Raw genomic sequence first — 23,016 nt, forward strand, 5'->3', positions numbered from 1 at the left:
GTGCGTCGCGTCATGTCGATGACCAGTGACTTTGTGCGCGCGTTCACAAGTGGACTACCGTAGGGACTCGTCCCGCAAAAGCCCGGCATTGAACCGGACTCCAGTCGCGGGGTCAAGGGATGCGACCCAATCTTGAGGAGTGGCCGGCGTGGTGACACAGCGGGGGAGGCGCAGCGGTGCCGAACCGCCCGCTGAACCACCCCGCCGGGCCGCGAAGGGCAATGGCCGCGCCCGGCGGGCAGCGCCCGATGCCGACAACGCGCCCACGGCGGAGATGCCCGCGGTCGACAGCGCGGTCGAGACCGCCGTCCGCGCCAAGCAGATCCCCGAAGCGGCCGTCGCGCGCCTCGCCGTCTACCTCCGTGTCCTGTCCGGAATGGCGGAGCAGGGCGCGACCACCGTCTCCAGCGAAGAGCTTTCCGCGTCCGCGGGTGTGAACTCCGCCAAGCTGCGCAAGGACCTCTCCTACCTCGGCTCGTACGGCACGCGTGGCGTCGGCTACGAGGTGCAGGTGCTGGTCAGCCAGATCGAACGCATCCTCGGCCTCACTCGCCAGCACCGCGTCGCCGTGGTCGGGATCGGTAACCTCGGTCACGCGCTGGCCAACTACGGCGGGTTCCCCGGCCGCGGGTTCCCCGTAGAGGCGCTGTTCGACCTCGACCCCGACCTCGTCGGGGTTCCCGTAGGGGGTCTGCCCGTCTCGCACCTGGACGAAATCCCGCGAGTTTGCTCCGAACGGCAGATTTCCATCGGGATCATCGCCACACCTCCTACCGCTGCGCAGTCCGTGTGCGACAGGCTGGTGGCGGGCGGCGTCCAGTGCATACTGAACTTCGCGCCGGTGGTGCTCCAGGTGCCGGCGCACATCGAGGTCCGCAAGGTCGACCTGGCGGTCGAACTTCAGATCCTCTCGTTCCACGTGGCTCGCCGTGCCGATGACGCCCTGGCAATTCAGGGGAATACCGGGTTACCGGACGCCGGCCTGCCGATCGACAATGGCAGCAGCGGCAACGGACAGGCAGACGGCGGTCTTGGAATGGTGGTGCGCGGATGAGCGTGTTGGCGGTCGGGCTCTCCCACCGAAGTGCGGAGCTGACCACGCTCGAACGGGCCGCCGTGCCCGCCGAAGAGGTCACGAAGGTCCTGCACGAGCTGCAGCAGGCCGAGAGCGTGAGCGAGGCCATGCTGGTCTCCACGTGCAACCGCATCGAGGTCTACGCGGTGGTCGAGACGTTCCACGGCGGCGTCAACGACGTCTCCGACGTGCTCGCCCGCCAGGCCGGCATGGAGCCGGCGGAGCTCTACGACAACCTCTACGTGCACTACGCCGGCGCGGCCGTCGAGCACCTGTTCTCCGTGACCTCGGGTCTCGACTCGATGGTCGTCGGCGAGACGCAGATCCTCGGCCAGGTCCGCTCGGCCTACGCCACCGCGCGTGAGGCCGGCACCGTCGGGCGCACGCTGCACGAGCTGATCCAGACGACGCTGCGCGTCGGCAAGCGCGTGCACTCCGAGACGGGTCTCGACCAGCTGGGCGCGTCCGTGGTGTCCGAGGCGCTGGCCGCCGCGGGTGATCTCGTGGGCAAGCACGCCCTGATCGTCGGCGCCGGCTCGATGGGCGCGCTGACGGCGTCGCACCTGCGCAAGGCCGGCATCGGCGAGATCACCGTGGCGAACCGCACCGAGGCCAAGGCCGCGCGGCTCGCCGAGAAGACCGCGATCGAGGGCGTGCCCGCGCGCCCCGTGCCGCTGTCCGAGCTGGCCGACGCCGTGGCGAAAGCCGACATCGTCGTGTCGTGCACCGGTGCGCAGGATGCCGTGTTCCTGCCCGAGCACGTGCCCGCCCGCGCGGGCCGCCCGCTCGTGGTGTGCGACCTCGGTCTGCCGAAGGACGTCGACGCGGGCGTGGCCGACCTGGTCGACGTCACCGTCGTCGACCTCGAGACGATCCAGCGCCGCATGCGCGACGCCGGTGCCCCGACCACCGAACGCCAGACGATCAAGGCCAACGGCATCGTGCTCGACGAGGTGCGCGACTACCTCGCCGGCCAGCGCAGCGCCGAGGTCACGCCCACCGTCACCGCGCTGCGCCGTCGCGCGGCCGACGTGGTCGACGCGGAGCTGCTTCGTCTGGACAACCGCCTCCCGGACCTCGACACGCAGGTCCGCGAAGAAGTCGGCCGCACGGTCCGCCGTGTCGTCGACAAATTGCTGCACGCGCCCACCGTGCGGGTGAAGCAGCTGGCCGCCGAGACGGCCGACACCGACTACGCCAACGCGTTGCGCGAGCTGTTCTGCCTCGACCCGCAGGCCCCCGCGGCTGTGGCGAGCCCCACCGCCGTGCCGCCAGACATCGAGAAGAAGTAAGCAGTGGACAGAGTGATTCGCATCGGGACGCGGGGCAGCAAGCTCGCCGTCGCGCAGACCGAGACCGTGGCCGACAAGATCCGTGCCACCGGCGCCGAGGTCGAGATCGTCACGGTGACCACCCCCGGCGACGTCTCCAGCAAGCCGATCCCGCAGATCGGCGTCGGCGTCTTCACCTCGGCGCTGCGGGAAGCCTTGCTGCGCAAGGAAATCGACGTCATCGTCCACTCGTACAAGGACCTGCCCACGGCGCCGGCGGCCGGCATCGTGCTCGCCGCCGTGCCGCCGCGCGAGGACCCGCGCGACGCGTTGATCGCCCGCGACGGCCTCACGCTGGGTGAGCTCCCGCCCGGTTCGAAGGTGGGCACGGGGGCGCCGCGGCGCACCTCGCAGCTGCTCGCGCTGGGCCTCGGTTTGGAAATCGTGCCGATTCGGGGCAATATCGATACCCGCATGCGCAAGGTGACCGACGGCGAGCTCGATGCCGTGGTGCTCGCGCGTGCCGGACTGGCCCGGATCGGTTTGGTGGGGGCGATCACCGAGACCCTCGACCCGATCCAGATGCTGCCCGCTCCCGCGCAGGGGGCGCTGGCGGTGGAGTGCCGGGCCGAAGACGTGGACGTGGAGCACCTGCTCGCGTCCAGTTTGGACGACGAGGGCACGCGGGCCGCGGTGACGGCCGAGCGTTCTCTGCTGGCCGCGCTCGAGGCGGGGTGCAGCGCACCCGTGGGTGCGCTCGCCGAGATCGTCGAGGACCTCGACTCCGAGGGCGCGGTCGTGGAACGGATCTCGTTGCGCGGCACCGCGGCCGTCGAGGGCGAGAACGGTGCGGTCGACATGCTGCGGGCTTCCGCACTCGCCGACTTCACCGAGGCTGAGCAGCTCGGCCGGACGTTGGCCGCCGAGCTCCTCGACCTGGGTGCCGGCGCACTGCTTTCCGGCCCCGCCCAGTGACGCAACCCGCACCGCACCCGAACGACCAGCACCACACACCTGCGGCCGATGACGTACCCGGTCGCCTGACAGGAGAAACGCCAGAGATGACCCCCGCTCGCAAGACCGCTGGGCGCGTCGCCTTCGTGGGCTCGGGCCCCGGTGACGCCGGGCTGCTCACAGTCCGCGCCCAGGAGCTGCTCGCCAAGGCCGAGGTCGTGGTGACCGATCCCGACGTGCCTGCCGCCGTGCTCGCCTTCGCCGCCCCCGGCGCCGAGGTCCGGCCCGCCGTCGGTGAGCCCGCCGACGTGTCGAAGGACCTGACCACCGAGGCCAAGGCCGGGCGGCTCGTGCTGCGCCTGGTCGCCGGCGACCCGCTGACCACCCCCGCCGTGGTGAACGAGGTGCAGGCCGTGGCCCGCACGTCCGCCGTGTTCGAGGTGATCCCGGGCGTTTCCCCCGGCGCCGCGGTGCCGGCCTACGCCGGTGTCGCACTGGGCGGCACCCACACCGAGGTCGACGTCCGCGGCGAGGTCGACTGGGCGGCGCTCGCCGCGCAGCCCGGCCCGCTCGTGCTGCACGCCACCTCGGCGCACCTCGCCGAGGCCGCGAGCCGGCTCACGGAGAAGGGCATGCCGCCGTCCACGCCCGTCGCGGTGACGGCCAACGGCACCATCAACACTCAGCGCACCCTCGACTCCACGCTCAGCACGCTCGGCAACGACGCGGGTGAGCTCGTCGGCCCGCTGATCGTGACCATCGGCCAGGCCGCCGGGCATCGCTCGAAGCTGTCGTGGTGGGAGTCGCGCGCGCTCTACGGCTGGAAGGTCCTGGTGCCGCGCACCAAGGAGCAGGCCGGCGAGATGGCCGACCGGCTGCGCAGCCACGGCGCGACCTCGCACGAGGTGCCCACGATCTCCGTCGAGCCGCCCCGCAGCCCGGCGCAGATGGAGCGCTCGGTGAAGGGCCTCGTCGACGGCCGCTACCAGTGGATCGTCTTCACCTCCACCAACGCGGTGCGCGCGGTGTGGGAGAAGTTCGAGGAGTTCGGTCTCGACGCCCGCGCGTTCTCCGGCGTGAAGATCGCCTGCGTCGGCGCCTCGACGGCCGCCAAGGTCCGCTCGTTCGGCATCATCCCCGAGCTGATCCCGTCGGGCGAGCAGTCGTCCGAAGGGCTCTTGGCCGAGTTCCCGCCGTACGACGACGTGCTCGACCCGGTGGACCGGGTGCTGTTGCCGCGCGCCGACATCGCCACCGAAACGTTGTCCGCCGGCCTGCGCGACCGCGGCTGGGAAATCGACGATGTCACGGCCTACCGCACGGTCCGCGCCGCCCCGCCGCCCGCCGAGACCCGCGAGATGATCAAGACCGGCGGCTTCGACGCGGTCTGCTTCACCTCGTCCTCGACGGTGCGCAACCTGGTCGGCATCGCCGGCAAGCCGCACACACGCACCCTGGTCGCGTGCATCGGCCCGAAGACCGCGGAAACCGCCGTGGAATTCGGCCTGCGCGTCGACGTCCAGCCGGAGAAGGCCGACGTGCCGCACCTGGTGGACGCCCTGGCGGAGCACGCCGCCCGGCTTCGCGCGGAGGGGGCCTTGCCGCCGCCTCGGAAGGCGAAGCGGGCGCGTCGTAGCTGACGGTTCGTGGTTCGGGAAGGGCCCTTCTCCGGTATCCGGGGAGGGGCCTTTCTCGTGTACCGGAGTTTCCAGACACCTTGTCAGAACGTGGTTTTTCCCGAGGGCACGCGAAATGCCCCGCGAACAGCCGGAGTACCGTGAACGACGTGTTCCCTGAGCATCGACCCCGCAGGCTCCGTACCACGCCGGCCATGCGCAGGCTGGTCGGTGAAACGACGCTTCGCCCGCGTCAGCTGATTCTGCCCATGTTCGTGGCCGAGGGTATCGCCGCGCCGCGGCCGATTCAGAGTATGCCGGGGGTTGTGCAGCACACCCGGGACACGCTGCGGAAGGCCGCGGTGGAGGCGGTGAACGCCGGCGTGGGTGGGCTGATGCTGTTCGGTGTGCCGGCCAAGAGGGACGCCGAAGGGTCCGGCGCGGTCGACGAGAACGGCATCCTCAACGTCGCGCTGCGCGACCTGCGCCACGAGCTCGGGGACGCGACCGTCCTGATGGCCGACACGTGCCTCGACGAGTTCACCGACCACGGCCACTGCGGCGTGCTCGACGCGGACGGCGCCGTGGACAACGACGCGACCCTGCGCGTGTACGCGGAAATGGCCGTGGCGCAGGCGGAAGCGGGCGCGCACGTGCTCGGGCCCAGCGGCATGATGGACGGCCAGGTCGGTGTGATCCGCCGCGCGCTCGACGAGGTGGGCCACAGCGACAAGGCGATCCTCGCCTACTCGGCCAAGTACGCCAGCGCGTTCTACGGCCCGTTCCGTGAGGCCGTCGACTCGCAGCTCAAGGGCGACCGCAAGACCTACCAGCAGGACCTGGGCAACGCGCGTGAAGCGTTGCGCGAGATCGAGCTGGACCTCGCCGAGGGCGCCGACATGATCATGGTCAAGCCGGCACTGTCCTATTTGGACGTCATCAAGGCGGCGGCGGACATCTCGCCGGTTCCGGTGGCGGCGTACAACATCTCCGGCGAGTACGCGATGGTCGAGGCCGCCGCGGCCAACGGCTGGCTCGAGCGCGAGCGCACGATCCTGGAAGTGCTCACGTCGATCCGCCGCGCGGGCGCCGACCTGATCCTCACGTACTGGGCCGCCGAAGCCGCCGCCTGGCTCGACTGAGCCCGCACTGGGCTAGAGTCCACGAGTGGCCGAGAAGGACGACAACACCGCCGAACCCGCGGGGCTGACCAGCGACGACCTCGCGAAGCCGGAGCCTGCGTCGAACGAAGCCGAGCAGGGCGAAAAGGTCGAAGAGCAGGCGAAAGAGCTCCCGACCGGCTTCCCCCCGGCGCCGCCCGTCGCGTCGTACCCGGGGTACATGCAGAACGCCGAGGAGCCTGCGAAGGCGAAGGCTCCCGGACCGGTGCAGGCCGCGTTCATCCTCACGATCGTCGCGTCCGTGGTGCTGCTGATCGGCCAGGTCGTCACGATCTTCTTCAAGCAGCAGCTCGTCGACCAGGCCGTGAAGGCGACGGCGCCGGGCCGCAAGCTCGACATGGCGCAGCTCGAGTCCAACGCCACCACGCTCGTGTGGGCGCTGTTCGTCGGCGCGCTCTGCTACAGCATCATCATGGTGCTGTTCGCCTACAAGGCCCGCGAGGGCACGCGCTCGGCCCGCTCCGTGGTCACGATGCTGGCGCTGCTGGGGCTGGTGTTCCAGCTCGGGCTCGTGCGCAGCGTGTTCTCGGTGGTGTCGTCGCTGCTGCTGGTGATCCTGGTGGCGCTGCTGTACGTGCCGAGCACCTCCAGGGACTACTTCCCCAAGGTCGGCAAGAAGCTGTAATGGACCGCACGCTCTACTCCGAACCCGGCGTCGGCTGGGTGTCCCTGGTCTGGGGGCCGCTGTTCGCGGTGCTCGGTGCGGTGGCGGAGCTGGCGACCGGCGGCCCGGTGCACTGGATCCCGTGGCTGCTGATCGCGGTCGCGCTGTGCGGGCTCACGATCCCGTGGGTCTACGCGCGCCGGCGGTTCCTCTCGCTGGAAGTGACCACGCTGGCGTTGCGCCAGGGCCGCGAAAGCGTCGAGGCGAAGCGGATCGCGGACGTCACCGACGTCGGCACCCCCGTCGGCGCGCGCGTGCTCGGCGGCGGCTGGAGCGTGCCGAACAAATACGACGAGCTGCCCGTGAAGCTCGACGACGGCACGGTCGTGCTTGCGTGGGCCCGTGACGTCGAGGCGCTGAAGGCGGCGCTCACCCGGCTCGTCGAGGCGAACGAGGCGAAATGACGCAGGGCCCGAAACCTGAGAGGCTTGATCCCGTGATCGACCTTCCCCAGCCGACCGGCGCCGACCTCTGGCCCGGCGATTCGGCCAAGGCGGCGCGGCTCAACCAGCCGTGGCGCGCGTTCGTGGCGCTCGGCGAGCTGGTCGTGGCCGCGGTCGTGCTGTGGCTGGCGTTCCTGCTGTGGCACGCGGGCGTCGTCACGGTCGTCACCACCGCCGGCGACGGCGCGCAGCTGGCTTCGCAGCGGTACTTCGGTGGGCACATCGCGGGGGCACTCGCGCTCGGCGCGCTGTGCGCCGTGCTCGTGGTGGACGCGGTTCGTCAGCTGTTGCTCGCGGTGAGTGCGCGGCACCGTCGCAACAAGCACTGAGTCCGCAACTCGAGGCGCCACATCCACAGCTGACCCACAGGGAACCAACAGCTGACTGCTAAGCAGCGCCACCAGTGTTGCGCCCATGACGCGGCTGCGTACCCGGACATGGGTCATCAACGGGGTGCTGGTCGTACTGCTCGGCGGTGCGGCTTTCGGGATCTACCAAGCATTCACGCCGGCGAGCAACACCGCCCAGGCACAGACCCGCACCACACCGGTGCGCCGCGGCGACGTGACCGAAACGGTCTCCGCCGCGGGCACCCTCTCGAGCGGCTACACCGGCGCCGCCAACTTCACCACCTCCGGCAAGGTCACGAGCATCGACGTGAAGGTCGGTGACGTGGTGAGCGCGGGACAGAAGCTCGCCACGATCGACTCCACGCAGGCCGAGAAACAGCTGCAGGTGGCCAAGGCCAACCTCGACGTGGCCGAGGACAACCTCGCCGACGGCGAGGACGCCGCCACCTCGGCCACGAGCTCCGGTTCCGGTCAAGGACAAGGCCAGGGCCAGCAGTCCCAGTCGCCCCAGGAGTCCACCACCTCGCTGCAGGCCAAAGTGGACCAGGCACAGCTCGACGTCGACACGGCCCAGGCGGCCGTCGACGCGACGGTGCTCACCGCGCCGGGCGCCGGCACCGTGACCGCGGTCAACGGCACCGTCGGCCAGCAGGCCGGCAGCGGCGGGTCCGGAAGCTCCGGCGGCACCGGCTCCTCGGGCGGCACCGGCGGCAGCGGTGGCAACGGCCAGAGTGCGTCGAGCAGCTCCTCGAGCAGCTCGTCGTCCACCGGCTTCGTCCAGATCACCGACATGACCAACCTGCTCGTGGACACCTCCGTGGCCGAGATCGACGTGAGCAAGGTCAAGGCGGGCCAGAAGGCCACCGTCACGCTCAACGCCTCGCCCGACCAGCCGATCCAGGCGTCGGTGTCGAAAATCGACCTCACGCCCACGACCAGCGGCAGCGTCGTGTCCTACGGCGCGCAGCTCACGCTCACCAACCCGCCGTCGGGGCTGCGGCCCGGGCAGTCGGCGAGCGTCGTGATCACCGTCGCGGAGGCCGATAACGTGCTGAGCGTGCCGGCCGCCGCGGTCACCACCACGGGCACCACGAACATCGTCACGGTGCAGCAGAACGGCCGCGATGTGCCGGAGCAGGTGCAGATCGGCGTACGTGGTGAGTCCACTGTGGAGATCAAGTCGGGCCTCAACGAGGGTGACAGCGTGGTGCTCACGGCCGCGTCGCCGACCACGACCACGGGCGGCGCCGGACAGCGCGGCGGCGGAATCGGTGGCTTCGGTGGAACGGGTGGCACCGGCGGCGCCGGCGGCGGCTTCCGCGGTGGCCAGACCGGCGGCTTCGGTGGCGGGGGACGCGGATGAAACCCGTGATCGCGGTCTCCGCGCTGCGCAAGACCTACGGCTCCGGCGAGACGGCCGTCCACGCGCTGCGCGGGGTCGAACTGGTCGTGCGGCCGGGGGAGTATGTGGCCATCATGGGCGCGTCCGGCTCCGGCAAGTCGACGCTGCTGAACATGCTGGGCTGCCTCGATGTGCCGACCTCGGGCAAGTACCTGCTCGACGGCTTCAGCGTCGCGGACCTCAACGAACGCCAGCTCGCCCTGCTGCGCAACCGCAAGATCGGCTTCATCTTCCAGTCGTTCAACCTCGTGCCGCGCACGAGTGCGTTGTCCAATGTGGAACTTCCACTCGTCTACAGTGGACTTCGACGGGCCGCGCGCCGGACAAGGGCGTTGGCCGCGCTGGAAATGGTGGGGCTCACCGAGCGCGCCAAGCACCTGCCGAGTGAGCTTTCCGGTGGGCAGCAACAGCGTGTCGCCGTGGCGCGAGCGTTGGTGACGGGGCCCGCGCTGCTGCTCGCCGACGAGCCCACCGGCAACCTCGACCGCGCCAGCACCGAAGACGTGCTGGGCGTGTTCGACCGGCTCAACGCCCTGGGCCGCACCATCGTGGTGATCACGCACGAGGACGAGGTCGCCGAGCACGCGCACCGCGTGGTGCGGGTCAGCGACGGGCGGATCGTGGCCGACGAGCGCAACCGCAGCGTCGGAGTGGTCGCGTGAACGTGTTCGAGGTGCTGCGCTTCGCCGTGCGCGGCCTCACCGCCAACAAGCTGCGCTCCACGCTCACCACGCTCGGCATCACGATCGGCGTCGCTTCGGTGATCCTGCTGGTGGCGGTGGGCAACGGCGCTTCCGCCGCGATCGCCGCCAGCATCCAGGGCCTGGGCACGGACGTCGTGAACGTGTCGCCGTCGCGGGGCGGCGGGCAGGGCAGCGAGGCCCGGCCGCTGACCGTGCAGGACGCCCACGCGCTCGTGGATCCGGTCGGCGCACCCGACGTGAAGGCCGCTTCGCCGGTGGTCAACACCAACGCGACGGCCACGTACGGGCAGACGTCGTACGACATCTCGTCCGTGACGGGCACCGAACCGGCCTACTTCGCCACCACCAACCGCCAGATCGCCGACGGGGCGCTGTTCACCTCCGAGGACGTGAAGCAGGCGCGCAAGGTCGTGGTGCTCGGGCCGACCACTGCGCAGTCGATCTTCGGCGGTGCCGAGCCGGTGGGCAAGAACGTGCTGCTCAACAGCATCCAGTTCACCGTGGTCGGCGTGCTGCAGGCCAAGGGCAGCACCGGGTTGCAGAACGCCGACGACGTCGCGATCGCCCCGATCAGCGCGGTGCAGAACTCGCTCGCCGGCTACGGCAACCTCAGCCAGATCGCCGTGCAGGCCACGTCGGCCGACTCGGTGTCGCTCGCGCAGGCGGAGATCACCGCGATCCTCAACGCCCGCCACGGCATCCGCCTCGGCGGCACACCCGACTACCAGATCCAGAACTCCGAACAGCTGCTGGCGACGCGGACGTCGGCCACGCAGACGTTCACCGTGCTGCTCGGCGCGGTCGCGGCGATTTCCCTGCTGGTGGGCGGAATCGGCGTCACGAACATCATGCTGGTGACCGTGACCGAGCGGATCCGCGAGATCGGCATCCGCAAGGCGATCGGCGCGCCCCGGGCGGCGATCCTCGGCCAGTTCCTCGCCGAGGCCACGATGCTGAGCCTCTTCGGCGGGTTCCTCGGCGTGGTCATCGGCGTGGTCGGCAGCCAGTTCAGCTTCGCGGGCATCACCCCGGTGGTGGTGCCGTCGTCGATCGTGCTGGCCTTCGCGGTATCGGCACTGATCGGTCTCTTCTTCGGCAGTTTCCCGGCGAACCGGGCCTCGCGCCTGCGCCCGATCGACGCCCTCCGGCACGAGTAGGAGCCTTCGCACATGTCTTCGTCCACCCAGTCGCCCGGGTTGGGAAACCCCGTTCCCGACGAGCCGACGACCGAGTTTCCGCCGGTGACGGCGCCGTTGGCTGCTTCGCTTTCTCCTTCTCCGTCGCCTGAGGAAATCGTGGCTTCCCCGGCTGTCGAGGGTGACCTCAACCAGGAGATGAAGCGGGTCGCCAAGCCGTTCGGCAAACCGACGTTCGTGCTGGCCGGCCTGCTGGTCATCGCCTTGTCCTTCGCCGGTGGCGCCTGGACGCACTCGGCGCTCGGCTCCGGCTCCAGTGGCGGCGGTGCCGCCGCTGCCCGCGCAGGCGGCCAGCAGGGTGGCGCCCGCGGCACCTTCGGCGGCCGCGGCACCGGTCAAGGCACGGGCACTGGCACAGGCCAGGAAGGCGCCGGCCAACAGGGCGCGGGCCAGGGCGCCGGCGGCTTCACCGGCGCCCGCGGCGGCGCCGGCCGCGGCACCGTCGGCACGGTCGAAAAGGTCGACGGCACCACCGTCACCCTGAAAACCGCGCAGGGCACCGACGTCACCGTGTCCACTTCGGACTCCACCACCGTCGGCCTCACCCAGCCCGGCAAACTCTCCGACCTCAAACCCGGCGCCACCGTCACGGTCCAGGGCCGCCCCGGCTCCGACGGCACCGTCGCGGCGCAGGCGATCGTGCAGCAGCCTGCTCGCTGACCTGTGAAACTCGATTACTTACCGTTTGGTCGGTAACTGGGTATCATCCGCGGTCCGTCACCTCATGGACGCGCTGTCGTACCCGGTCCTCGAAGGCAGCAACGTCGGCGTCCGCCGCAGGCAGCTGCAGGAGCTGATCCGGACGCCCGGCTACGACCCGCTGTCCGCCTCCGGCCTGGCCTGAGCGGCGGTCAACGCCGGCACCAATGGGGCGAGCGCCGACCGCAGCAGGTCCGGCAGTGAACCCGACACCACGACAAAACCCGAGGTCACCGGCTGGGCCCACTGTTCGAGCGCGATCCGCACGGCGGCGGCGACGGCGGCCGCCAGCACGCGGGCGGTGGGCCCATCCGGCACGCGCTCCGCCAGCACGGAGGTCAACGGTGGTTCCAGGGCCCCCGCCGAACGCGCGTACGCGGTGCGCAACGCGGGGCTCGTCGTGATGAGCAGCAGCGCTTCGCGGGCGTCCTCGCCGGGCTCGGTGTACTGCGTGACCACGGCCTCCACCACCGCGTCGGCCAAGCTGCCCAAAGAAGCACGGACGGCGGCCGCGACCCGCGTTTCACGATCGCTGGTCACCGCGAAGACGATCGCGTCCTCCCGGCTGGCGAAGTAGTTGTTGTACGTCCGCGGCGAAACCCCGGCGGCTTCGGCGATGTCGTCGACCCGCACGTTCTCCGGCCCACGCTCCCGCGCCAGCCGCAACGCGGCGGAGCTCAACGCCGTGCGGGTGGCTTGCTTCTTGCGTTCACGCAGACCGGTCACGGGCCTAGTAAAGCCGAAAACCTGCGGATCCGCAATCTTGCGTGCACGCAACTTTGCGAGTTAGTCTCGCCGCCATGAGAGCGAACGGCATTGCCTACGACACCGGATTCCTCAAGAACGGGGCCACTTCCTGGGACGACTTCGACGCGGACGTCGTCCGGCGCGAGCTCACGATCATCCGCGACGACCTGCACTGCACCGCCGTCCAGCTCGTCGGCGGCGTCCCCGAGCGGCTGGAGATCGCCGGGCGCCTGGCCGCCGAGCTGGGCCTGGAGGTGTGGTTCTCGCCGTACCCGCTCGACCTGACTGTGGACGAGCTGCACGAACTGTTCGCCGACTGTGCCGAACGCGCCGAACGGATCAGGCACACCGGGGCGGAGGTCGTGTTCGTCGCCGGGGCCGAGCTGTCGGTGATGGTCCAGGGTTTCGCCGAAGGCGCCACGCTGGAGCAGCGCCTCGGCCGGCTGCTCGGCGACCCTGCCGACCGGCCTGCTCGCTTGGCAACGGTGAGCGAACGCCTCAACGACTTCTTCCGCGAAGCTGTGCCCGCGATCCGCAAGACCTTCGGCGGCAAGGTCACCTACGCGGCCATCCAGTTCGAACGCGTCGACTGGGACCTGTTCGACTTCACGACGCTGGAGCTGATCCGCTCGGCCGCCGTCGCCGACGTGTTCCGCGAAGGCGTGCGGACGTTGACGCAACAGGACAAACCCGTGGTCATCACGGGGTTCGGCACGGCCACCTGGCGCGGCGCCGGTGACGTCGCGCCGCGCAGCATGGAGATCGTCGAGAACGACCAGCACGGCCGGCCGATTCGGCTGAAAGACGTCTACGAACGCGACGAGCCCGGCCAAGCCCGGTACCTGACCGAGCTCCTGGAGATCTTCGAAGAAGAAGGCGTGGACAGCGCGTTCGTCTACCTCTTCGCCCTGCGCACGCACCCGCACCGCCCCGACGGCGACCCGCGCGACGACCTCGACCTCGCCGGCGGCGGCATCGTCAAGGTGCTGGAAGGCCGCGGCGGCACGACGTACCCGGGCCTGCCGTGGGAGCCCAAGGCGGCTTTCCACGCCGTCGCCGAGCGTTACCGCATCCTGCCCTAGTTACCCGGCCGGGCGCCGCCTTAACTGGCGGTACCCGGTTCCGTGTCCGATCGTGCACCCATCGGACCCCTGACGGTGGTAATTCCCTTGGTCTTCCTTGCTCGCGGCGTGTCACGCGTGGATCACTGAATTCGCCGGCGCGGGCGAGCTGCCGCAGTTCCCCGGTGCCGGTGCGTTCTCGGTGTGGGCCGTACTGGTGGCCGGCGCGACGGTGACGACGTGGGCGGTCGGGATGATCTTCGCGAGCCTCGCGTTCTGGGCGCCGAAGCTCGACCTGCACAGCCTCTTCGGGAACGTCTGGCAGCTTGCCCGCTATCCCGCCGACATCTACGCCCGGCCGCTTCGGCGTGTGTTCACCTACGTGCTGCCGCTCGCGGTGGTCGCCTCGGCGCCTGCCCGCGTCCTCGCCCGCCCGGCCGACGCGCTGCTCGTGCTCGGCGCGCTGGTCACCGCGGCCGCCGCGGTGCTCGTCGCGATCCTCGTGTGGCGCACCGGCCTGCGTCGCTACACGGGCGCGAGCAGCTAGTTTCCGTTTACGATCGCTGCGCATGGTCGCACTCGTGCTGAAGATGTCCGTCTCGCTCGACGGCTACGTCGCGCCGGCCGACGGGCGCACCGAGCTACCTGCTCGCCCACGGCGGCGTCCGGTTCGCCCGGTCCCTGATCGAGACCGGCCTCATCGATGAGTACCGCCTCGTCGTCCACCCGGTCGTGCTGGGTGACGGCGAGCGGCTCTTCACGAAGCCGCTCACCCTCGACCCGGTGAGCACCACCGCCTTCAGCCGCGGCACCGTCGTCCACGTCTTCACGGCGCGCGAAGCTAGTTGAGATTCTCGTTCAGCGCGATGATCGCCACGTTCAGCGCCGTCGCGTAGACGATCCAGAAGAAGTACGGCAGCAGCAGCACCGCGGCCAGGTGTGAGCGGCGGTAGAACAGACCGATCGTCATCAGCGTGGTGAAGCCGAGCAGGATGATGTCCACGCAGGCCAACCGCGTGGAGCCGCCCGCGAAGAACAGCGGTGCCCACAGCAGGTTGAACAGCAGGCTGACGCCGTACATGGCGAAGCCCTGCGTCTCGCCGTCCGTGCGCCAGTAGACCCAGCCGGCGAACGCGAGCAGCACGTACAGGAGTGTCCACACAGGACCGAACAGCTTCGCCGGCGGTGCCCACTCCGGCAGCACGAGCCGCGCGTACGTCTCGGGCGCCGACGTGGCCGCGAGCGAGCCCACGATGGCGACCACGGCGACCAGCACGAAGAACACCACGAGCACGACCCAGGGGTTGCGTCGGTGGGTGGACGTGGTCACGTTCCCTCCCCGTCACGCCGGCTCGGCGGTACCTGGCGAACCGCCCGTGATCGGCCATATTAGGAGCACCGCCGCCCGCGCGCGCGATGTCGGCTCGGGGATTTGCGAGACTGGACGGGTGAGCACTGGCACCGAGCAGTCCAAGGTTTGGTTCGAACGCGCGAAGGCGGCCGTCCCGGGCGGGGTGAACTCGCCGGTGCGGGCGTTCAACTCGGTCGGCGGCACCCCGCGTTTCATGGTCCGCGGCGAGGGCCCCCACCTGTGGGACGCCGACGGCAACCGCTACGTCGACCTCGTCTCGTCCTGGGGCCCGATGATCCTCGGGCACGCCCACCCGCAGGTGGTCGAGGCCGCGCGCGCGGCCGCCACGAGCGGGCTGTCGTTCGGCACGCCGACGATCGGCGAGGTCGAATTGGCCGAGGAGATCATCGGCCGCGTCGAGCCCGTCGAGCAGGTGCGCCTGGTCAACTCCGGCACCGAGGCGACGATGAGCGCGATCCGCCTCGCCCGCGGGTTCACCGGCCGCGCGAAGATCGTGAAGTTCGCCGGGTGTTACCACGGTCACGTCGACGCGCTGCTGGCCCAGGCCGGCTCCGGCGTCGCGACGCTCGGGCTGCCGACCTCGCCCGGCGTCACGGGTGCGCAGGCCGCCGACACGATCGTGCTGCCCTACAACGACCTCGACGCGGTGCGGAAGTCCTTTGTGGAGAACGAGGGCGAGATCGCGGCGGTGATCACGGAGGCGGCCGCGGGCAACATGGGCGCGATCGCCCCGGATGCCGGGTTCAACGCGGGACTCGCGGAGATCGCCCACGAGCACGGCGCGCTGCTGATCATGGACGAGGTCATGACGGGCTTCCGCGTCTCGCGCGCCGGCTGGTTCGGCCTGGAAGGCGTGGCCGGTGACCTCTACACCTTCGGCAAGGTCATGTCGGGCGGGCTGCCGGCCGCCGCGTTCGGCGGTCGCGCCGACGTGATGGCCAAGCTCGCGCCGGGCGGTCCCGTCTACCAGGCGGGCACGCTGTCGGGGAACCCCGTCGCCGTCGCCGCGGGCCTCGCGACGCTGCGAGCGGCCGACGACGCCGTGTATGCGGCGCTTGACGCCAACGCGAAGCGGCTCGGCGGGCTCTTCGACGCGGCGCTGACCGAAGCGGGCGTCGCGCACAACGTGCAGTACGCCGGCAACCTCGTGAGCGTCTTCTTCGCCGACGGCGCCGTCCGCGACTACGCGGGCGCGCAGGCCGCCGACACCTGGCGCTTCCCGGCCTTCTTCCACGCTTTGCTCGACGCCGGCGTGTACGCGCCGCCGAGCGCGTACGAGGCGTGGTTCGTGAACGCCGCGATGGACGACGAAGCGTTCGGCGTGATCGAGGCGGCCCTCCCGGCCGCTGCCCGCGCCGCGGCCGAGGCGGTCAAGCCGTGACCACTGTCGTCCACCTCCTGCGCCACGGCGAAGTCCACAACCCCGACAAGATCCTCTACGGCCGGCTGCCGAACTTCCGGCTGTCCGACCGCGGGCAGCGCCAGGCGCTCACCGTCGCGGAAGCCGTGGCCGGCCACGACCTCGCGCACGTCGTCGCGTCGCCGCTGCAGCGCGCCCAGGAGACGGCGGCGCCGATCGCGGCCGCCCACCGCCTCGACATTGCGACCGACGAGGGCCTGATCGAAGCGGGCAACGTCTTCGAGGGCCAGCGCGTGGCCGTCGGCGACGGTGCGTTGCGCCAGCCCAAGGCGTGGCCGCACCTGGTCAACCCGTTCCGCCCGTCGTGGGGCGAGCCGTACGTCGAGATCGCGCACCGGATGCTCGGCGCGGTGTACCGCGCCCGCGAGCAGGCCGAGGGGCGCGAGGCGCTGTGCGTGTCGCACCAGCTGCCGATCTGGACGCTGCGGCGGTTCCTCGAGGCCAAGCGGCTGTGGCACGACCCGCGCAACCGTCAGTGCTCGCTGGCTTCGCTGACGTCGCTGGTCTTCGACGGCGAGGCCCTCGTGGACATCGTCTACAGCGAACCCGCGGGCACCACGGACCCGAAGGTGACGGGCGCATGAAGCGGGCGATCGGCGCTCTGCTGGCCGCCGCGCTTGTGGTGGCCGGCTGCTCCACGGGCAAGGACGCCGTCGTCTCCGGCGGCACGTTCAGCTTCGTGTCGCCGGGCGGCCAGGTCGACATCAAGTACCCGGTCGCGCAGCGCCAGACCGCGCCCACGCTGGCCGGCGACGACCTCATGAACGAAGGCAAGCAGCTCTCCATCGCCGACTTCCCCGGCCAGGTGCTGGTGATCAACCTGTGGGGCCAGTGGTGTGGCCCATGCCGCGCGGAGGCGCCGGAACTCGAGACCGCCAGCAAGGAGTTGGCCCCGCTCGGCGCCAAGCTCATCGGCCTCGACGTCCGCGACCCGGCCCGCTCGGTCGCCCAGGACTTCGTGCGCGACCGCGACATCACGTACCCGTCCATCTGGGACGCTTCGGGCCGCGTGCTGCTGAGCCTCGAGGGCTACCCCCGCAACCTCATCCCCTCGACCATCGTGCTCGACAAGCAGCACCGCGTCGCCGCGATCTTCCTGCGGGACGTCCTGGCGTCGGATCTGATGCCGACGGTGAAGGGCCTGCTGGCCGAGAAGTAGCCCGCCTGCCCGCTCGCTCACTCGGTGACCGGCGCGGCCGGATCCGTCCGGCAACGCCGGTCACGAGTGGGACCTTGGTCCCCTTCGGGCTGTGGCGTACGTCCTGTGAGCTGCCCCCGCCCGTCTTACGCGAAGCTCACTGCCTACTCTCAAGTGCGTGAACTCCGTGTCCGAGCTGGCGATCTCCGGACCGCTGCTGCTCGCCGCGGGCGTGGCGTTGCTGGCCGGCGCGATCTCGTTCGCGTCGCCCTGCGTGGTGCCGCTCGTGCCCGGGTACCTGGCGTACCTGGCGGCGCTGGTGGGAGCCGACGCGCCGGCGGTGAGTGTCGACGAGGAACGCAAGAAGGGCCGCTACGCCGTGCTCGGCGCCGCGGGTCTGTTCGTGCTCGGGTTCACCGTCGTGTTCGTCGCGACGCTCGGCACGCTCGTCTGGCTCGCGGACACGTTGCTGATCAACCAGGACCTGCTGCAGCGCATCGGCGGTGTGCTCACGATCGCGATGGCGCTGGTGTTCCTCGGCTGGATCCCGGGCCTGCAGCGAGAGGTCCGCTCGCACCGCGTGCCGGGCGGCGGGATCTGGGGCGCGCCGCTGCTGGGTGCCGTGTTCGGCCTCGGCTGGACGCCGTGCATCGGCCCGACGCTCTCGGCTGTCACGAGCCTCGCGAGCGCCACGGGCGGCGCGGCCGCGCGCGGGTACCTGCTGGTGCTTGTCTACTGCCTGGGCCTCGGCCTGCCGTTCCTGCTGATCGCGCTCGGCGCCCGCTGGGCCGTGCGCGCCACCGACTGGCTGCGCCGCAACGGCCGCCGCGTGCAGCTCATCGGCGGCGGGCTGCTGATGGTCGTCGGCATCCTGCTCGTCACCGGACTCTGGGGAGACGTCATGGGCTGGCTCCGCAACTCCGTCGCCTCGAACCTGGTGTTGCCACTGTGACCACCACTGAAGCGCCCCCGGCCAGCCCGCAGCACCCTTACCGGCCCTCGGCCGGCAAGCAGCTGCTCGCCTTCCTGCGCAACACCTGGCGCGGCCTCACGTCGATGCGCACCGCGCTCGTGCTGCTGTTCCTGCTGGCGCTCGCCGCGCTGCCCGGCGCCCTGCTGCCGCAGAACCGGCTCAACGCGGCCAAGGTCGACGAGTACATCACCAGCCACGGCTGGTGGGGCACCCTGCTCGACAAGCTGGAGTTCTACGACGTCTACTCCAGCGTCTGGTTCTCGGCGATCTACCTGCTGCTGATGATCTCGCTCATCGGCTGCCTCACGCCGCGCAGCTGGGACTACGTCAAGCAGATGCGCGCGAAGCCCGTGCTGACGCCGCGCAACCTGGCGCGCATGCCGCACCACCGCATCGTCCGCACCTCGCGCACGCCCGAGTCGATCCGCGAAGACGTGCGCAAGCAGCTTTCCGGCTGGCGCAGGATCGAGCGTGACGAAGACGACGGCGGCGGCTACAGCATCTCCGCCGAACGCGGCTACCTGCGCGAGACCGGCAACCTGCTCTTCCACTTCGGCATGCTCGGCCTGATCATCTTTTTCGCCCTCGGCAAGCTCTACAGCTACGAGGGCCAGGTCATCGTGCAGGCCGACGGCAGCCAGTTCTGCAACTCCGGCATCTACAACTACGACTCGTTCGAAGCCGGCCTGCGCATCGACGGCACCGACCTCGACGCGTTCTGCGTGAAGGTCAACGACTTCACCGCGAACTACACGCCCGCCGGCGAGGCCGACTACTACCACTCGAACATCCAGTACCAGTCGGGCGACGACCTCAAGACCAACACGTGGCGGCCGTACAACCTCCAGGTCAACGATCCGCTGCGCACCGTCGGCGACCGCGTCTACCTGCTGGGCAACGGCTACTCGCCCCAGTTCACCGTGACGTTCCCGAACGGCGAGCAGCGCACGCAGAACACGCAGTGGCGGCCCACCGACACGACCACGATGCTCTCGCAGGGCGCCACGAAGTTCGACCAGCCCGGCATCACCGACGAGATCCAGCGGCGCACCAAGCAGCTCGCGATCACCGGGGTGCTCGCGCCGACTTCGTTCGTCCACGGCGGGATCCTCACCTCCACCGCGCCCGAGCTGAACAACCCGATGGTCGCCGTCGACGTGCTGCGCGGCGACCTCGGCCTCGACGCGGGCCGCGGGCAGTCGGTGTTCGAGGTCGACCAGGGCCGAGTGGCCGACGGGCGCCTCAAGCGCGTCGCGCGGCAGAACCTGGCCATCGGCCAGTCGGTGACGCTCGACGACGGCACCAAGGTCCGCTTCGACGGCGTGAACAAGTGGGTGAACCTCCAGATCTCCCACGACCCCACGCAGGTGTTCGTGCTCGGCTTCGCGATCGTGATGTTCGTGGGCCTGGGCGGATCGTTGCTGGTCAAGCGGCGGCGGGTGTGGGTGCGGGTGCGCCCGGGTGACGACGGACACGCGGGTACCGTGATCGAGGTCGCCGGGCTGGCGCGCACCGACCAGGCAGGGTACGGCGAAGAGTTCCAGCGGATCAGCGAACGGCTGGTCACGGGCCGGAAAGGCAGCTGAGGCATGCAGATCAACGAGACGTTGTCGCAGTACAGCGACTGGTTCTACACCACCACGGTGGCGATCTATGTCCTCGCGCTCCTGCTCTCGCTGTTCGAGCAGGCCTTCGGCGCGAAGGGCCGCCAGGCCCACGCGCGCAGCGCGCAGAAGTCGCTGGTCGGCGCCGGCGGGCCGGTGATCGAGGACGCCGACAACCCGGCTGAGCCCGAGGCCCCGCGCGAGGTCGGCCGCGCCGAGCGCATCGGCCGCATGGGTGCGTCGCTGCTGGTGCTGGGCGCGCTGCTGCAGCTCACCGCGATCGTGCTGCGCGGCCTCGCCGTGCACCGCGCGCCGTGGGGCAACATGTACGAGTACGGCATGGCGGTCACCTTCATCACGGTGGTCGCGTGGCTGATCGTGATCCGGAAGTTCCCGGTGCGCCACCTCACGGGCTTCCTGCTGCTGCCCGTCGTGATCCTGATGTTCATCAACGGCACGCTGCTCTACACGGTGGCCGCGCCGGTCGTGCCCGCGCTGCAGTCGTACTGGCTCTACATCCACGTGTCGGCCGCGATCATCGGCTCCGGCGTGTTCCTGGTGCCCGGCGTGGCGAGCGTGCTCTACCTCTTCCGCACCGCGTACGACCGCAACCCGGCCAAGTTCCCCGGCTTCGGCCCGAAGCTCCCGGCCGCCGACGTGCTCGACCGCATCGCCTACCGCGCCACGATCGTGGCGTTCCCCATCTTCACCTTCGGCGTGCTGTGCGGCGCGGTGTGGGCCGAGGCCGCGTGGGGCCGGTTCTGGGGCTGGGACCCGAAGGAGACCGTCGCCTTCATCGCGTGGGTCGTTTACGCCGCCTACCTGCACTCCCGCGCCACCGCGGGATGGCGCGGCACGCGGGCGGCCGTGATCAACATCGTCGGTTTCGCGGTGACGATCTTCAACCTGTTCTTCATCAACCTGGTGACTGCCGGACTGCACTCCTACGCAGGGGTGAACTGACCGGGGGTCCACGCGGTTCGTAACACTCCACCCGACTACCGTCGATACCTGAGGATCCAGCAGGCGGTGCGATCGGGAGGTTGGCAGCGGTGACCGGACCCAGCGAAGAGGCGGCCACCCGGGCGGAGTCCGGCGGTGTTCCAGGGCCGCCCGAGCAGGCTCAGGCACAGCCCGAACCCGCTCCGGAACCGGCGGCCGAACTGTTCTCCGACGAACGCACGGACTCGACGCCGCACCCGTCCGCGGACGCGTATGAGGCCCAGCCGACTCAGGTCGTGGCCTCGCCCAACCCGAACTCGGGCCCGCACGCCGTGCCGGGTCAGCCCGTCGCGCAGGCGGCCCAGCCGGCGCAGCCCGGCCAGGTTCCGCCCGGGTACGCGCAGCAGCAGTACGACCAGAACCTTCCGCCGCTGCAGCCGCAGCAGCAGTACCCGCCCGCGGGTTACCCGCAGCAGCAGCAACCGCAGCAGCAGCCTTCGGTCCTGCCGCAGCCGGGCGGCCGGCACTCGGCCGTGCCCGACGACCTGACCACCGCGCACTTGGTGAAGCAGGCGAAGCGCACGCCGCAGTCCGGCTGGCGCAAGGCGCTGTTCGTGGGCACCGGCAAGCTGCTCAACCCCGGCGAAAGCCCGGCCGACACGCGCCGGCGCGAGCTGATCGCGCGCGTGAACCAGCCGCTGCGCGGGTGCTACAAGATCGCGATGCTGTCGCTCAAGGGCGGCGTCGGCAAGACCACCACCACGACCACGCTGGGCTCGACCTTCGCCTCGCTGCGCGGCGACCGCGTGGTGGCCGTGGACGCGAACCCGGACCGCGGCACGCTGTCGCAGAAGATCGCCATCGAGACCACGGCGACCGTGCGGCACCTGCTGCGCGACGCCGAGAAGATCACCCGCTACAGCGACGTCCGCTCGTACACCTCACAGGGTTCGAGCCGGCTGGAGATCCTCGCCAGCGAGCAGGACCCGGCTGTGTCGGAGGCCTTCTCCGAGACCGACTACCGGCGCACGGTCAACCTGCTGGAGCACTTCTACAACATCGTGCTCACCGACTGCGGCACCGGCTTGATGCACTCGGCGATGAAGGGCGTGCTCGACGTCGCCGACTCACTCGTGGTCGTCTCGTCGGGCTCGGTCGACGGTGCCCGCAGCGCCTCGGCCACGCTCGACTGGCTCGAGGCCCACGGCTACGGCGACCTGGTGAAGCGCTCGGTCGTGGTCATCAACTCCGTGCGCCCGAAGGGCAGCTCGGTCGACCTCGACAAGCTCTCGGCCCACTTCGGCGCGAAGGTCCGCGCCGTGTGCCGCATCCCGTTCGACGCGCACCTCGAGGAGGGCGCGGAGGTCGAGCTGGAACGCCTGGGCGGCGACACGCGCCTGGCGCTGCTGGAGCTGGCGGCGACGGTGGCCGACGGCTTCGGGGCGCAGCAGTACCGCTGAGCCAAGACCGCTGATTCAGTACCGCTGCTCGGTAGCACGGAGCCCGGTTCGTAAAGCGTTGCGAAAGCGCCCCGGCCGCACGTGCTGGGGCGCTTTTACGTCTTGCCGGCGCTCAGGCGTCCGGGTCGTCGGTGGGCCGCTTGCGCTGCTGCTCGCCGAGCTTGCGCAGGAAGTCGGGGTCGTCGTCGGGCGCGAGGGTGGGCCGCCGATCGGGCACACCGATGCGTTGCGCGCCGAAGGCCCGCCACAACAGAACGGCGATGGTGATCGCGCCCACCGCTGCGAGCAGAGCAATCATGCCCGGTCCTTCCGTCGTGCAAGGCCTTGCCGGTTCCCCAGGTTAGCCCCAAAACGCCGCGCCGGCCCGAACCCCGGGTACGACGAAGGGTCGTGACCGGTAAGAGGTGCGGGAAGTCACCTCTTACCACTCACGACCCTCTCGTCGCGGTGGTTCAGGCCTTGCGGGCCGGTTCGCTCGCGTCGGTGGTGAGCTCGGCGAGGAGCTCGTTCACCTCGGACTCGCGGAACCTGCGGTGCCCGCCCGGGGTCCGGATCGAGCCGATCCGGCCGGCCGTGGCCCACCGGGTGACCGTCTTCGGGTCCACCCGGAACAAGGCGGCCACCTCTCCCGGGGTGAGCAACCTTCCGCCCATCGTCGCGGTCATTTTCCGCCTCCTTAACGACCTACTTGCTATACCGGAGGCATCGGGCCTTTCGCCCGTCGCGCCGGGGTAGCCAACGCGG

At 70.4% G+C, this 23,016-nt stretch carries 26 protein-coding genes; 22 read left to right on the plus strand and 4 right to left on the minus strand.

Annotation, left to right across the window (positions count from 1 at the left end):
• Nucleotides 1–148: 148 nt before the first annotated feature.
• The 12 genes from K1T34_RS21095 to K1T34_RS21150 all read left to right on the plus strand — a co-directional run bounded on the left by K1T34_RS21095 (nucleotide 149) and on the right by K1T34_RS21150 (nucleotide 11,516).
• Nucleotides 149–1,054, plus strand: a complete 906-nt coding sequence (locus K1T34_RS21095; RefSeq protein ID WP_220247325.1) for a redox-sensing transcriptional repressor Rex — start codon at nucleotides 149–151, stop codon at nucleotides 1,052–1,054.
• On the plus strand, nucleotides 1,051–2,367 hold the full coding sequence (locus K1T34_RS21100; protein WP_220245940.1) for a glutamyl-tRNA reductase: 1,317 nt from the start codon (nucleotides 1,051–1,053) through the stop codon (nucleotides 2,365–2,367). Before K1T34_RS21095 ends, K1T34_RS21100 begins: the two co-directional genes overlap by 4 nt.
• Nucleotides 2,368–2,370: 3 nt before the next feature.
• Complete coding sequence (gene hemC, locus K1T34_RS21105; protein ID WP_220245941.1) at nucleotides 2,371–3,321, plus strand: hydroxymethylbilane synthase; 951 nt, start codon at nucleotides 2,371–2,373, stop codon at nucleotides 3,319–3,321.
• Nucleotides 3,322–3,407: 86 nt separating this feature from the next.
• Nucleotides 3,408–4,940 (plus strand): bifunctional uroporphyrinogen-III C-methyltransferase/uroporphyrinogen-III synthase, encoded by a 1,533-nt coding sequence (locus K1T34_RS21110; RefSeq protein WP_220245942.1) that lies wholly within the window; start codon nucleotides 3,408–3,410, stop codon nucleotides 4,938–4,940.
• 146 nt (nucleotides 4,941–5,086) lie between these two features.
• Nucleotides 5,087–6,058 carry a porphobilinogen synthase gene (gene hemB / locus K1T34_RS21115; protein ID WP_220245943.1) on the plus strand — a complete coding sequence of 324 codons (972 nt, stop codon included), beginning with the start codon at nucleotides 5,087–5,089 and terminating at the stop codon, nucleotides 6,056–6,058.
• 25 nt (nucleotides 6,059–6,083) lie between these two features.
• Nucleotides 6,084–6,722 (plus strand): hypothetical protein, encoded by a 639-nt coding sequence (locus K1T34_RS21120; RefSeq protein ID WP_220245944.1) that lies wholly within the window; start codon nucleotides 6,084–6,086, stop codon nucleotides 6,720–6,722.
• Nucleotides 6,722–7,165 carry a hypothetical protein gene (locus tag K1T34_RS21125; RefSeq protein WP_220245945.1) on the plus strand — a complete coding sequence of 148 codons (444 nt, stop codon included), beginning with the start codon at nucleotides 6,722–6,724 and terminating at the stop codon, nucleotides 7,163–7,165. Before K1T34_RS21120 ends, K1T34_RS21125 begins: the two co-directional genes overlap by 1 nt.
• Before the next feature lie 32 nt (nucleotides 7,166–7,197).
• Complete coding sequence (locus K1T34_RS21130) at nucleotides 7,198–7,533, plus strand: hypothetical protein (protein WP_220245946.1); 336 nt, start codon at nucleotides 7,198–7,200, stop codon at nucleotides 7,531–7,533.
• A gap of 85 nt (nucleotides 7,534–7,618) precedes the next feature.
• Entirely contained in the window at nucleotides 7,619–8,917 is a 1,299-nt protein-coding gene (locus K1T34_RS21135) for an efflux RND transporter periplasmic adaptor subunit (RefSeq protein ID WP_220245947.1), read from the plus strand.
• On the plus strand, nucleotides 8,914–9,618 hold the full coding sequence (locus tag K1T34_RS21140; protein WP_220245948.1) for an ABC transporter ATP-binding protein: 705 nt from the start codon (nucleotides 8,914–8,916) through the stop codon (nucleotides 9,616–9,618). The genes K1T34_RS21135 and K1T34_RS21140 overlap by 4 nt, the downstream gene beginning before the upstream one ends.
• Nucleotides 9,615–10,817, plus strand: coding sequence for an ABC transporter permease (locus tag K1T34_RS21145; protein WP_220245949.1), 1,203 nt, complete (start codon nucleotides 9,615–9,617; stop codon nucleotides 10,815–10,817). Before K1T34_RS21140 ends, K1T34_RS21145 begins: the two co-directional genes overlap by 4 nt.
• A gap of 12 nt (nucleotides 10,818–10,829) precedes the next feature.
• On the plus strand, nucleotides 10,830–11,516 hold the full coding sequence (locus K1T34_RS21150) for a DUF5666 domain-containing protein (protein WP_220245950.1): 687 nt from the start codon (nucleotides 10,830–10,832) through the stop codon (nucleotides 11,514–11,516).
• Nucleotides 11,517–11,666: 150 nt separating this feature from the next.
• Here K1T34_RS21150 and K1T34_RS21155 read toward each other — a convergent pair whose 3' ends face one another.
• Complete coding sequence (locus K1T34_RS21155; RefSeq protein ID WP_220245951.1) at nucleotides 11,667–12,281, minus strand: TetR/AcrR family transcriptional regulator; 615 nt, start codon at nucleotides 12,279–12,281, stop codon at nucleotides 11,667–11,669.
• Nucleotides 12,282–12,355: 74 nt separating this feature from the next.
• Between K1T34_RS21155 and K1T34_RS21160 the strand changes: the two genes are divergently transcribed.
• From K1T34_RS21160 to K1T34_RS21170, 3 genes are all read left to right on the plus strand, one after another.
• Nucleotides 12,356–13,384 carry a hypothetical protein gene (locus K1T34_RS21160; RefSeq protein WP_220245952.1) on the plus strand — a complete coding sequence of 343 codons (1,029 nt, stop codon included), beginning with the start codon at nucleotides 12,356–12,358 and terminating at the stop codon, nucleotides 13,382–13,384.
• A gap of 97 nt (nucleotides 13,385–13,481) precedes the next feature.
• Nucleotides 13,482–13,910 (plus strand): ABC-2 family transporter protein, encoded by a 429-nt coding sequence (locus K1T34_RS21165; protein WP_220245953.1) that lies wholly within the window; start codon nucleotides 13,482–13,484, stop codon nucleotides 13,908–13,910.
• Nucleotides 13,911–14,008: 98 nt separating this feature from the next.
• Entirely contained in the window at nucleotides 14,009–14,212 is a 204-nt protein-coding gene (locus tag K1T34_RS21170) for a dihydrofolate reductase family protein (protein ID WP_220247326.1), read from the plus strand.
• Here K1T34_RS21170 and K1T34_RS21175 read toward each other — a convergent pair.
• Complete coding sequence (locus tag K1T34_RS21175) at nucleotides 14,205–14,693, minus strand: TspO/MBR family protein (protein ID WP_220245954.1); 489 nt, start codon at nucleotides 14,691–14,693, stop codon at nucleotides 14,205–14,207. The two genes, K1T34_RS21170 and K1T34_RS21175, sit on opposite strands and share 8 nt — an antisense overlap.
• Nucleotides 14,694–14,811: 118 nt before the next feature.
• Here K1T34_RS21175 and hemL point away from each other — a divergent pair, with 118 nt between their 5' ends.
• From hemL to K1T34_RS21210, 7 genes are all read left to right on the plus strand, one after another.
• Entirely contained in the window at nucleotides 14,812–16,116 is a 1,305-nt protein-coding gene (gene hemL, locus K1T34_RS21180; RefSeq protein WP_220245955.1) for a glutamate-1-semialdehyde 2,1-aminomutase, read from the plus strand.
• Complete coding sequence (locus K1T34_RS21185) at nucleotides 16,113–16,739, plus strand: histidine phosphatase family protein (protein WP_220245956.1); 627 nt, start codon at nucleotides 16,113–16,115, stop codon at nucleotides 16,737–16,739. Before hemL ends, K1T34_RS21185 begins: the two co-directional genes overlap by 4 nt.
• Nucleotides 16,736–17,314, plus strand: coding sequence for a TlpA disulfide reductase family protein (locus K1T34_RS21190; RefSeq protein WP_220245957.1), 579 nt, complete (start codon nucleotides 16,736–16,738; stop codon nucleotides 17,312–17,314). Before K1T34_RS21185 ends, K1T34_RS21190 begins: the two co-directional genes overlap by 4 nt.
• 157 nt (nucleotides 17,315–17,471) lie before the next feature.
• Nucleotides 17,472–18,245 carry a cytochrome c biogenesis CcdA family protein gene (locus K1T34_RS21195; RefSeq protein ID WP_220245958.1) on the plus strand — a complete coding sequence of 258 codons (774 nt, stop codon included), beginning with the start codon at nucleotides 17,472–17,474 and terminating at the stop codon, nucleotides 18,243–18,245.
• Complete coding sequence (locus tag K1T34_RS21200) at nucleotides 18,242–19,852, plus strand: cytochrome c biogenesis protein ResB (protein WP_220245959.1); 1,611 nt, start codon at nucleotides 18,242–18,244, stop codon at nucleotides 19,850–19,852. Before K1T34_RS21195 ends, K1T34_RS21200 begins: the two co-directional genes overlap by 4 nt.
• A 3-nt stretch (nucleotides 19,853–19,855) precedes the next feature.
• Nucleotides 19,856–20,833: a c-type cytochrome biogenesis protein CcsB gene (gene ccsB / locus K1T34_RS21205; RefSeq protein WP_220245960.1), complete on the plus strand. Its 978-nt coding sequence runs from the start codon at nucleotides 19,856–19,858 to the stop codon at nucleotides 20,831–20,833.
• An 89-nt stretch (nucleotides 20,834–20,922) separates the two neighbouring features.
• Nucleotides 20,923–22,272, plus strand: coding sequence for a MinD/ParA family protein (locus tag K1T34_RS21210; protein ID WP_220245961.1), 1,350 nt, complete (start codon nucleotides 20,923–20,925; stop codon nucleotides 22,270–22,272).
• 112 nt (nucleotides 22,273–22,384) lie between these two features.
• Here the strand turns inward: K1T34_RS21210 and K1T34_RS21215 are convergent, their stop codons facing one another.
• A complete protein-coding gene (locus K1T34_RS21215; protein WP_220245962.1) occupies nucleotides 22,385–22,570 on the minus strand; it encodes a hypothetical protein in 186 nt (61 codons plus the stop codon).
• Between the two features lie 154 nt (nucleotides 22,571–22,724).
• The gene (locus K1T34_RS21220) at nucleotides 22,725–22,937 is read right to left on the minus strand and encodes a BldC family transcriptional regulator (protein ID WP_072474890.1); all 213 of its coding nucleotides are present in this window, start codon (nucleotides 22,935–22,937) and stop codon (nucleotides 22,725–22,727) included.
• Between the last annotated feature and the right edge of the window lie 79 nt (nucleotides 22,938–23,016).

This window comes from Amycolatopsis sp. DSM 110486 (genome assembly GCF_019468465.1).
Taxonomy (GTDB): domain Bacteria; phylum Actinomycetota; class Actinomycetes; order Mycobacteriales; family Pseudonocardiaceae; genus Amycolatopsis.

Coding starts and splice junctions, on each gene's coding strand:
- K1T34_RS21125 (WP_220245945.1), top strand. CDS start 6,722: ATGGACCGCACGCTCTACTCCGAACCCGGCGTCGGCTGGGTGTCCCTG.
- K1T34_RS21150 (WP_220245950.1), top strand. CDS start 10,830: ATGTCTTCGTCCACCCAGTCGCCCGGGTTGGGAAACCCCGTTCCCGAC.
- K1T34_RS21190 (WP_220245957.1), top strand. CDS start 16,736: ATGAAGCGGGCGATCGGCGCTCTGCTGGCCGCCGCGCTTGTGGTGGCC.
- K1T34_RS21215 (WP_220245962.1), bottom strand. CDS start 22,570: ATGATTGCTCTGCTCGCAGCGGTGGGCGCGATCACCATCGCCGTTCTG.
- K1T34_RS21140 (WP_220245948.1), top strand. CDS start 8,914: ATGAAACCCGTGATCGCGGTCTCCGCGCTGCGCAAGACCTACGGCTCC.
- K1T34_RS21110 (WP_220245942.1), top strand. CDS start 3,408: ATGACCCCCGCTCGCAAGACCGCTGGGCGCGTCGCCTTCGTGGGCTCG.
- K1T34_RS21100 (WP_220245940.1), top strand. CDS start 1,051: ATGAGCGTGTTGGCGGTCGGGCTCTCCCACCGAAGTGCGGAGCTGACC.
- K1T34_RS21135 (WP_220245947.1), top strand. CDS start 7,619: ATGACGCGGCTGCGTACCCGGACATGGGTCATCAACGGGGTGCTGGTC.
- K1T34_RS21220 (WP_072474890.1), bottom strand. CDS start 22,937: ATGACCGCGACGATGGGCGGAAGGTTGCTCACCCCGGGAGAGGTGGCC.
- ccsB (WP_220245960.1), top strand. CDS start 19,856: ATGCAGATCAACGAGACGTTGTCGCAGTACAGCGACTGGTTCTACACC.
- K1T34_RS21160 (WP_220245952.1), top strand. CDS start 12,356: ATGAGAGCGAACGGCATTGCCTACGACACCGGATTCCTCAAGAACGGG.